Annotated in this window: 1 protein-coding gene; it reads right to left on the bottom strand. The window is 65.8% G+C overall.

All coding sequences use genetic code 11. The features are described 5' to 3' along the window. Window positions 1-697 (bottom strand): NAD-dependent epimerase/dehydratase family protein (locus AC01FP_RS18140; RefSeq protein ID WP_474482214.1); only part of this gene is annotated, 697 nt, incomplete at its 3' end. Window positions 698-839 lie beyond the last annotated feature (142 nt).

An 839-nucleotide genomic window follows, 5' to 3' on the forward strand; every position in this document is an offset into this window, starting at 1 on the left:
CCCGCCCGGTGATGGGCGCCGCTGTGGGCATGTGCCAGACCTGCCCGAGGGCTTCGTCTCGTGTGCCGAGCGTCATCAGCCCGCCCGCGAAATCGTCGATGTACGTGGGGTTGAGCGGCGACTCAAGGCTGCCGGGCCAGAACATCCTGCGTCCACGGATGGCCGACTCGAAGAGGTTCGCGCCCAGCAGCGATTCGACGCCCGGGCCGTACAACTCCGAGGCACGCCCGATGGCTGCGCGCACGCTCCCCTGCCGATGGGCTTCGAGCAAGGTGGCCGCGAGTTGAGCCCGCAGCGCACCCAGCACGCCGGCAGGTCGCTGCGGATGCTCCTCGGTCAATGGACCGGTCGGCCGGCCATACATCCACGTGTCATCTGCAAAGACAAGCACGGCATCGACACGGCCTGCCGCCACGATGAGGTTGTTCATCACCCGGGGAAACAGGGCGTGCCACTGCGTGAAGGGCGGATTGACACAGTTGTAGACAACAGCTGCACCCTTGCACACCTCGCACAAGCGCGCTAAATCGAGTGCATCAGCCGGTACCGCTTCAACGCCGGCAGGCAGCCCCGGCGGAAGACTTCGGGCCACGGCACGCACGCGCACCCCGGCGCAAGCCAGCGTGCGCACGAGCGCGCTTCCCGTACCACCCGTGGCGCCCACGACCACATGGAGTTGGTCTGTATCGAAGGTCATAAAGTTGCTCCGGCGGAGATCTGATGACAGATCAGCGGCGCCGCTTGGTGCAAGCAGCTGAAGTGCGAGAGGCCTTCCAGCAGATGGAGTCGTCTGCAGTTCGGCAGCTTGTCTTGCAGGCTGGTTGCCATGTCGGCAGGCG

It is taken from the genome of Cyanobium sp. NIVA-CYA 375, from assembly GCF_056108345.1.